Origin of the sequence: Propionibacterium australiense (assembly GCF_003666605.1) — a bacterium.
Lineage (GTDB): Bacteria > Actinomycetota > Actinomycetes > Propionibacteriales > Propionibacteriaceae > Propionibacterium > Propionibacterium australiense.
On sequence record NZ_RCIV01000017.1, the window covers coordinates 42197 to 50811 of the forward strand.

Sequence of the window (8615 nt, forward strand, 5' to 3'; positions counted from 1 at the left end):
GAAGGCATGGCATCGTCATTCGACGTCTCGGGCAGACTCGCCCTCGTCACCGGTTCGGCTCGGGGGCTGGGCAGTGTGTACGTCCGCGGCCTCGCTGCGGCGGGCTGCGATGTCGTCGTCCACGGCCGGCGCCCGGACGTGGTGGCTGAGCAGGTCGCCGACATCGCGCGGACCTACCGGGTGAAGGCGCATCCCTGCGTCTTCGACGTCGCGGACCGGGACGGCGTCCGCGTCGCCATTGAGGCCCTGGTCGACGAGGTCGGGGTGCCCGACGTCCTGGTCAACAACGCCGGCGTCCAGCGCAGGGCGCCGTTCCACGAGTTCCCAGTGGATCAGTGGGACGAGGTCATCGGGACCAATCTGAGCGGCGTGTTCTACGTGTCCAGGGCACTGGCCCCCGCAATGGTCGAGCGGGGCTCCGGCAAGATCATCAACATCGGCTCGGTCGTCACCGTCCTCGCCCGCCAGACGCTGCCGCCCTATACGGCGGCCAAGGGCGGAGTCGCGATGCTCACGAAGGAGATGGCGGCCGATCTGACCAGGTACAACATCCAGGTCAACGCCATCTCGCCCGGTTACTTCAGGACCGAGATGAACACGGCCCTCATCAACGACCCGGAGTTCGACGCCTGGGTGGTCCGGCGGACCCCGGCGGGTCGATGGGGCGAGCCCGAGGAGCTGCTCGGAACCCTGGTGTATCTCGCCTCCTCGGCATCCGACTTCGTCACCGGGCAGAACATCCTCGTCGACGGAGGCATGACCTCGGTGCTGTGACCCCGGTGTCCCGCCCTGCTGTCGATTCCCCAAGGCTTTCCTCGCTGTTCTCACGGTCCATCGAGATGATCGGAGAAATATTACGGACCGTTGGCGATCAGAAATTATTTTTTCACAGGAATCTCTGTGACAAGGAGGGATGATATCGAAATGGAGTGGAGGTCAGCCTGTGCTGTCTTGCGGGAAATATAGTTGCGAAGGCAGAGTCTCAGATATCAGAAGCGCCCCGCAACAGCTGAGAGGATGAATGATCATGACCACCATCGCCCCCGTAAAGTCCTGCGCCGCCACTGCCTGCGCCTTCAACAACGGCGGCTGCACTGCATTTGCCGTCACGGTCGGCAGCAAGCCGGTCTGCCAGACCCTCACCGTTCTTGATGCCCGCGCCGGTCTCGCCGCGGCCAACAGCCAGGTCGGCGCGTGCCAGTGCATCGAGTGCGTCCACAACAAGGATCTCATGTGCACCGCACAGGAGGTGTCCTTCGGCCCCGAGACCGCCAATTGCCTGAGCTACGAGGTTGCCTCCTGATCTGAGCGCTCCCGCCGGGCTCGTACCCGGCCGATGATCATTCGTACTGGGGTCCCTGCCCGATGACGCGGCGGGGACCCCAGTACGGTGTGTGAGGAGCGGCAGTCAGCCGATGCCCGGTGCCGCCTTGGAGGCCAGTTCCTGGAGGGCCTTGTCCAGCGCCTCCATCTCGTCGACAGGGGCGCCGAACGGCGCGAAGAAGGTACTCGTCTGTGTCGGCTCCACCAGCATGAGCGTCAGGCCGTAGCGGTCGACGTCGACGCAGTAGATGCGGTTCCAGGTGTGCGGGCACCCGGTGGTCACGGCGTGGCGCGAGCAGATGCGGCCTTCGATGCGCTCGTCGCCGATGGCCTCGGCGATGTTCCACAGGGCGTCCTCCCCGAGACTCATCGCGGCGTCGAAGGCCTCGAACTCCTCCTCCACGATGGGGAAGGGCATGCCGGTGCTGGCCTCCATGAGCGTGCCGAAGGCCAGCGGGGTGACGCCTGTGGAGTCGTGGAGCAGTACGCGCTGGGTGCGGATGACGCCCAGGCGGCCGTGCGGATGGGTGACGGTGGTTGCCACCCTGGGCGGGAGCTGGTCGTCGGCCAGCAGCTGTGCCGAGACCTGCTGGGGCATCCACTCGAGTGTGCCGAGCAGGTGCACCGCCGACGAGATGATGTGCACGCTCGGCTCCTGTGAGGCCTTGGTGACGTCGAGGCGGATGGCGATCGACTCGCTCAGCGGCATCTCGGCGACCTCATCGCCCGGAGTGGGGCAGCAGGCCACGACGATATGGCCGGACCTGGTCAGGCCGTGCGCGAGGAACTCGATGCTGATCTGGGGTTCTTGACGGTATGCGAGCAGTGCCCCGCAGCCGGAGCCGCAGAGCAGCCGGTAGGCGATCGACTGGGTCCGTCCAACGAGTGCGTCGGCTGTTGCCGCACTCACCTCCGGTACCAGGGACATATCGTGATCCTTCCGTCGGGAAGTCTCGTTCCGGTCATGGAACGCTTAGGCGAGCCTAATCTGTAGATCCCGGAATGGGAAGATCCGATCAGTCATTTCAGGTGGGTTTCCACAGCGGGAATCCACCGCGGGGTGCGGTCCGGTGTCCCGCCGACGGATGCGGGCCGGCCGCTGGGCGGGCTCATGCTCGTTTCCCGGGCATGAGCCCGCCGGTGATCCGTGGATGCGATCACCGGCCGGGAGCGCCCGTCAGAGGCGTTTGAGCCACAGGAACAGAAGGAGCAGCGAGGTGCCGAACGGGCTGAGGGCAGTGGCCCAGCCCGCCAGGCTGGCTTCCTGCTGCGCCGACTGCGGGGCTGGGGAGGGCGATGACGCGTCGTCCCGCGGCGACGGTGCGGCTGCCGGACTGGTGCTGCCCGGGGTCTGCGAAGGGCCCTGGCCGGCGCCGGGGGTCGCTGGGGTGGACAGGTCATGCAGGCTCGGTGACGGATCATCGGCGCTCGGGCCCTCACTGCTGCCATCGGTCGAGCCCTTCTCGGTCTCACGCGCCGAGGGCTGCTCGTCCGATGTCGTGTCCCCGTCGCGGGCCTGCTCGTCGCCGGACGGCGCCGCGGCCTGCTTCTCCGGCGAGGCACCGTTTGACCACGCGGCGTTCACCAGGGCGCCGCGGTCGGGGCCCTGTGCGCTCACGCCGAGCAGGCCGGCGATGTCGGCGGGCAGATCGGTGCCGCTGCCCCTGGCCGGTGAACCGTCCTTGAGACGCAGGTCGGAGCTCGCCCACTCGGTGACCTGCTCCGACTCGTGGACGAACAGCGGGTTCTGGGCGGGCGTGCCGTGCAGGTCGAGCCCGCTGGCCTCCTTGCCCTGCGTCGTCACCAGCGGGCTCGTCGTGAAGTCGGACAGCTTCTCGGCGTTGACGTTCTTGTCGGGACCCGTCCACAGCACCGTGGTGTTCGGCACGTCGCTGCTCTTGTCACGGTAGTAGACGTTGTGGTCGATGCCGGTGACCATCTGGTTGGCCCAGATCGGGTTGCCCTGGTTGTCGTCGGCGTGGCCGACGAACTGCACCGTCGGCGAGTACCGCCACGGGTCGTCGGGGCCGGAGAGGGTCTCGGACGAGAAAATGTTGTTGTAGAGCGTCGTATCGGTCAGGTCCCAGCTCAGGCCGTGCTCGATGCTCCACGACTCCTCCTGCTGGCAGCTGCCGTCCTCGGCGCGCTTGTTGCAGCCGTTGGTGCGGCCGTCCTCGTAGGCGTCGATCGAGGTGCGGGCGTGCGAGATGGTGTTGTTCCAGACCCGCGTGTGGTCCGAGCCGGCGATCATGATGGCGCTGCCGGCGCCGTTGACGATGTTCGACGCGATCGTCGTGTTCGAGGAGACCTCGGCGAGGATCGCCGTCCTCGTGTTGACGAAGTAGTTCGCCGCGATCGTGGAGCCGATCATGCCCTCGTCGAGCCACAGCGCCGGCTGACCGCCCGTGCTGCCGGGCTGCGAGCGGTCGGGCGCCCCCGCGTAGTCGAAGGTGTTGAACGAGAAGGTGACGTTCTCGGAGTGAGTGGCCTTGAGGTCACCGACCGTGCAGTAGGCGCCGCAGTCCGCCAGAGCCATCTCGCCGCGGTTGTTGTCGTACCAGCTGTTGCCCGTGACGGTGATGTCGTGCGACGTGTTGATGCCGAGGCCGCCGGCCGCATTGTGGGCGAAGGTGTTGCCGCTGATGGTGGCGTTGGTGGCGTTGCTGAGATCCAGTGCCGTGCTCATGCCCGAGTGGCTGAACGTCGCGTTCCGGTAGGTGTTGCCCGTGCCGTGCACGACGACCATCTCGGCCCCGGTGGCGGTGCCGATCTCGGGATCGGCGTAGTCCCAGCGCTGGACGGGGGCGTACTTGGTGACGGCGACGCCGTCGACGGTGATGCTGCTGCCGCTGAGCGTCAGGGCCCGGGAGTGCTGGGTGATCTCGACGGTGTGCCCGGTGGGGTCGGAGCCGAGCACGTAGCTGACGCCCCGGTGCGGGGCCGCGTTGAAGCCGCCCCAGCTGTTGCCGGCCTGCTTGAGAGTGACCGGCTGCGGGTCGTCGACGAAGAAGGTGCCGGGTTTGAGCTCGTCCCTGCTGAGCACCTGGGTCTGCTCGACGCCGTCGACGAAGAGCTGCTCCGGGTGGGCGGCGGCGCCCAGGCGGGCCGGGTCGGGGTCGGTGGTGCACACGTCGCAGAAGCGCACCTTGTCATGCGGGGTGGACCAGGTGCCGTCGCCGGACGCCGTCCAGTCGGTGACGACGTCGGCGCCGTTGAGCACGGCCTTGTCCGCGCCGTCGGCCGAGACGATCGTCACCTGCTTGTCGACGACGAGCTCGCCCTCGCGGTAGTCGCCACCGGCCAACTCGATCGTGTCGCCGTCGTCGGCCGCCTTGAGTGCCGCCCCGAGGGTGCGCAGGGGCTCCTGCTCGCTGCCCTTGTTCGAGTCGTCACCGGAGGCCGCCGAGACGTGGATCGTCGTGGCGTCGCCGGGACTGGCCACTGCGGCCGGCGCGTTGAGGCCGAGCAGGAGCAGCGGCAGCGAACACAGGGCGGTTATCTTCAGGCGACGCATCGGTGGGTTTCCTGTCAGGGGTGGGGTGTGTGCCCCACAAGGGTACGTGAACCTGAGTTTCCTGTGAGTCGGCATCCGGATGGGGAGGTCGCCCCCGGGTCTGGCTCCCTGTTCTGTGAACGAATCATTTTGCGTAGTCACGAGCATGAATCCGGCATGGCGGATGAACGATGCAGTCGTCCTGGTCAGGGTCTCCCTGATGGATAGGAGATGCGGTATCAGGGTTTTGTAGGGGTTCCTTCTCGGGTTCACCAGAGGCTCACTGATGGGCGGGGGCTCGTGGCTACCTGGCGGGCCGGGGCAGTTCCACCGGCGCCACGGGACTTCGGTGGTCGAGGAGGCGCTCCGGGCACGGTCGGCTGCTCAGGGGCCATAGGGTGTCAGATCGCGGGAGGCGACGAAGGCCCGCTCGTCCAGCCTGGTGCACCACAGGCGCCGCCGGCGGTCGGTGCAGCGGAGCTGGTAGGTGCGCCGCTCTGGCGAGTCCCACCGGAAGGTTTCGATCTTCGCCCTGTTGAGCTCGAACGCCTCGTCCAGCGCTGGTTCGAGGTCACTGTCGTGAGAGGCCAGGATGACCACATTGTTACCGGGCCGCCGGGCTTCACGGACGACGGCGAGCGCGCACAGGACGTCCACGCCCTTCTCTCGTTTCTCGATGATGGATGGCTTCCCATTGATGTCGAGAACGGGTCTGCCGGAGGCGTCGAGGTTCAACCGGTAACGGAGTGGTCGATGGATCACCTTCACCCGTCGGTCACGTTGCCAGTGGTGCTGCTGCTTGAGGTTTCGTGCGTTGTCGTCGGGGTCGTATTCGCTGGAGGGGAGACCGCGGTAGACGAGGACCTGGCTGAGAACGGCTTCGGCGTGACCTGGCTTCTGGGTGCTGTTTCGTGCCCGGAGGAGCTGTTCGGAGAAGAGCAACGGGTCGATCAGGGTCGTGTGCCGAGGTGTTGCCCAGGAGTCCGTGAAGGTGTCGTGACCGACCAAGTGCACGTTCTGGTAGTCCATGATCACGGTGGCATGCAGCGGTGGAGGGGTTGGTACGGCAGGCATCATCATCCTTGTACAGAAAAACCCCACCAATCCCTGTGGGGGACGGTGGGGAACTATGACTCATAAACTAGCCGATGACGCCATCAAGGGCAAGTGGGTGGTCCCAGCCTCCGCCTTGGTCATGCCCGCCCTGCGGTTACAGTGCACCTGTCTCCCCACCAGTCGCAGGACTGGCACGAAAGAGCCCTCCGGCGGGGCGGGGCCGTTTGCCGGAGGGCGGTGGCGGAGGATACGAGATTCGAACTCGTGAGGGCGTGAACCCAACCCGCTTTCCAAGCGAGCGCCATAGGCCTCTAGGCGAATCCTCCGCCCGAGAGCTTAGCGCCTCACCGGGGCCCGGGCCAACCGGACGCCGGAGGCGATGCCGGTTCTTGGGTGGCAGCGCCGGCTCTCGGGTCGTTGCCGCAGGGATTCGTGTCACCGTCGTCGACAGCTGCACCGTCGGCCGGCCTCGGCACGCTGACCAGAGGCCTCGTGGCTGCTGCCGTGAGGGCGGCGCGGTCTTGTTCTCCCACATGCTGCCGCGGTGACCGCCGTCCGGGGCGCGCGCGGCACAATATGCGGGTGAGCACCATGGACATGAACCAGCTGGCCGCAATGGTCGACGAGGCGGCCGACTGCCTCAAGGACGTCGCCGTCGAGACCCCGCTGCAGTACGACGAGCGTCTCTCGCTGGCCACCGGCTGCAAGGTCTGGCTCAAACGCGAGGACCTCCAGCCCGTCCGCAGCTACAAGCTGCGCGGTGCCTACACCTTCATCTCCAGGCTCTCCGAGGCCCAGCGCGCCGCCGGCGTCATCGCGGCCTCCGCCGGCAACCACGGGCAGGGTGTCGCCTGGTCCTGTGCCCGGCTCCAGATCAAGGGCACCGTCTACGTGCCCAGCACCACGCCGCGCCAGAAACGCGACCGCATCCGTTTCTTCGGGGGCGACTACGTCGATCTCGTCGTCGGCGGCGAGACCTACGACCTCGCTGCGGCGGCGGCCGCCGCCGAGGCCGAACGCACCGGGGCGACCATGGTGCCCGCCTTCGACGACCCCCGCACGGCCTCCGGCCAGGGCACCGTGGCCCGCGAGGTCTTCAGCCAGCTCGGTCACGTGCCGGACGCCCTCGTCATCCCGGTCGGCGGCGGCGGGCTGATGGCAGGGTGCGGCGCCTGGACCCGCGTCAACCATCCCGGGGTGCGGCTCATCGGCGTTGAGCCGGCCGGTGCGCGCTGCATGGCCGCCGCCATGTACGAGGGCCACCCGGTCACCCTCGACCACGTCGACAGCTTCGTCGACGGCGCCGCGGTGGCCCGCGCAGGCGACTTCACCTTCTCGATGACGCGCCTGGTCAGCCCCGAGCTGCTGGCCGTGCCCGAGGGACAGGTCTGCTCCGAGATGCTCAACCTCTACCAGGTCGACGGCATCATCGCCGAACCCGCCGGTGCCCTCGCCTCGGCCGCGTTGAGCAACAGGAAGGTCGACGTCTCGGCGCGGCTGGAGCCCGGCCAAGAGGTCGTCGCGATCGTCTCGGGCGGCAACAACGACGTCTCCCGCTACGCTGAGGTGATCGAACGCTCCGGCGTCCACGAGGGCCGTCGCCGGTACTTCCTGGTGAACTTCCCGCAGGAGCCCGGCGCGCTGCGCCGCTTCCTCAACGACGTGCTCGGCCCCGACGACGACATCATCGTCTTCGAGTACACGAAACGTTCCAACCGCGAGACCGGGCCCGCGCTCGTCGGCATCGAGCTCGGCGACCCGGCCAGCTACCGGTCGCTGCTGGCACGCATCGACAGCTCGCCGCTCAAGGTCGAGGTGCTCGAGCCCGACACGGCCATCTACCGCATGCTCGTCTGACGGGGCAGACCCCGGCCCCGTCCCGGTGCTCGCTGCGGGGCGCCGTCCTCGGGGAAGAGCAGAAGAAAAAGGGGCCTCCCGCGCACCCGGAAGAGCTCACTTACCCTTGCTGCCTTCCGACCCTGGGGGAGTTGGGTGAGGTACCGCCGCGCGAGAGACCTTGCGCACCACTGTAGCCGCAAGACGCGCTGCACCGAAACGAGAACCGCTGGTGAGCAGAACGGGCTCGGTGCACCAGGCATGCCCTGACGGTGGTTGAGGGTTGATCGTGCTGGGCCTGCGGGCTCCCGGTGCGTCTCGCCGGGCCTCCGCAACCGAACGGTCGGGCAGCCGCTGGGCTCAACGCTGCCCGGTGCGTTACAGGAGCACACGCGACACGGATCGGACGGTGTTGGCAGGAAGAAGGACATGCCGGATCGAAAAGCCAGACCTGGGCATAAAACGGGATGATGGTGAACGAATACGGGTTGGTCATCGGACTCCTCCGGGCGGTGAGAGCATCGAGAGGCATGTTCACGGGAACCCTCACCAGAAGTGTCAACCCTTGTCACGTACCTCCCCATCGGTGCTGTGGACAAGCCTGCGAGGCTGGTGACAAGTCTAGATGAGCCTCGCGGCATCCGGCTCGATGGTCGCCAATGCGGTGCGCAGGCCATCGATGAAGTCGTTGAGGGCTGCGGCCAGTGTTTCCCAGTCGGATGGTGCGCTGGTGACCCGGGGGTTGAAGCAGGAAGACACGACCCAGCCATCAGCTGACGATGGAGTGATATAGGTTTTTCGGACAGTGGTTACTGGTTGGTTTTAGGCTGCTGCCCTGTGTTGTTGTCTCCATTCGGTGTCGACTTGGTTGGGGGTCCGGTAGTCAATGGCCGAGTGGAGACGTTTG

Annotated in this window: 7 protein-coding genes, 1 tRNA gene and 1 other RNA gene; 3 read left to right on the forward strand and 6 right to left on the reverse strand. The window is 67.0% G+C overall.

Annotation, left to right across the window (positions count from 1 at the left end; all coding sequences use genetic code 11):
• The first annotated feature begins 6 nt into the window (after positions 1–6).
• Positions 7–774 carry an SDR family oxidoreductase gene (locus D9T14_RS10770; RefSeq protein ID WP_119161522.1) on the forward strand — a complete coding sequence of 256 codons (768 nt, stop codon included), beginning with the start codon at positions 7–9 and terminating at the stop codon, positions 772–774.
• A gap of 253 nt (positions 775–1027) precedes the next feature.
• Entirely contained in the window at positions 1028–1303 is a 276-nt protein-coding gene (locus tag D9T14_RS10775) for a DUF1540 domain-containing protein (protein WP_119161544.1), read from the forward strand.
• 105 nt (positions 1304–1408) lie between these two features.
• Here D9T14_RS10775 and D9T14_RS10780 read toward each other — a convergent pair whose 3' ends face one another.
• The 4 genes from D9T14_RS10780 to D9T14_RS10795 form a co-directional block, all read right to left on the reverse strand.
• Positions 1409–2251 (reverse strand): hypothetical protein, encoded by an 843-nt coding sequence (locus tag D9T14_RS10780; protein WP_119161523.1) that lies wholly within the window; start codon positions 2249–2251, stop codon positions 1409–1411.
• A 249-nt stretch (positions 2252–2500) separates the two neighbouring features.
• On the reverse strand, positions 2501–4837 hold the full coding sequence (locus D9T14_RS10785; RefSeq protein ID WP_170175640.1) for a right-handed parallel beta-helix repeat-containing protein: 2337 nt from the start codon (positions 4835–4837) through the stop codon (positions 2501–2503).
• A 363-nt stretch (positions 4838–5200) separates the two neighbouring features.
• On the reverse strand, positions 5201–5890 hold the full coding sequence (locus D9T14_RS10790; RefSeq protein WP_119161545.1) for a PIN domain-containing protein: 690 nt from the start codon (positions 5888–5890) through the stop codon (positions 5201–5203).
• Positions 5891–6110: 220 nt separating this feature from the next.
• A tRNA-Ser gene (locus D9T14_RS10795) sits at positions 6111–6198 on the reverse strand.
• 265 nt (positions 6199–6463) lie between these two features.
• Here D9T14_RS10795 and ilvA point away from each other — a divergent pair.
• Positions 6464–7729, forward strand: a complete 1266-nt coding sequence (ilvA, locus tag D9T14_RS10800) for a threonine ammonia-lyase IlvA (protein ID WP_232012516.1) — start codon at positions 6464–6466, stop codon at positions 7727–7729.
• Between the two features lie 66 nt (positions 7730–7795).
• Here ilvA and ffs read toward each other — a convergent pair.
• Positions 7796–7892, reverse strand: an RNA gene (gene ffs, locus D9T14_RS10805) — signal recognition particle sRNA small type.
• Positions 7893–8329: 437 nt separating this feature from the next.
• On the reverse strand, positions 8330–8467 hold the full coding sequence (locus D9T14_RS13705) for a hypothetical protein (RefSeq protein ID WP_170175641.1): 138 nt from the start codon (positions 8465–8467) through the stop codon (positions 8330–8332).
• Between the last annotated feature and the right edge of the window lie 148 nt (positions 8468–8615).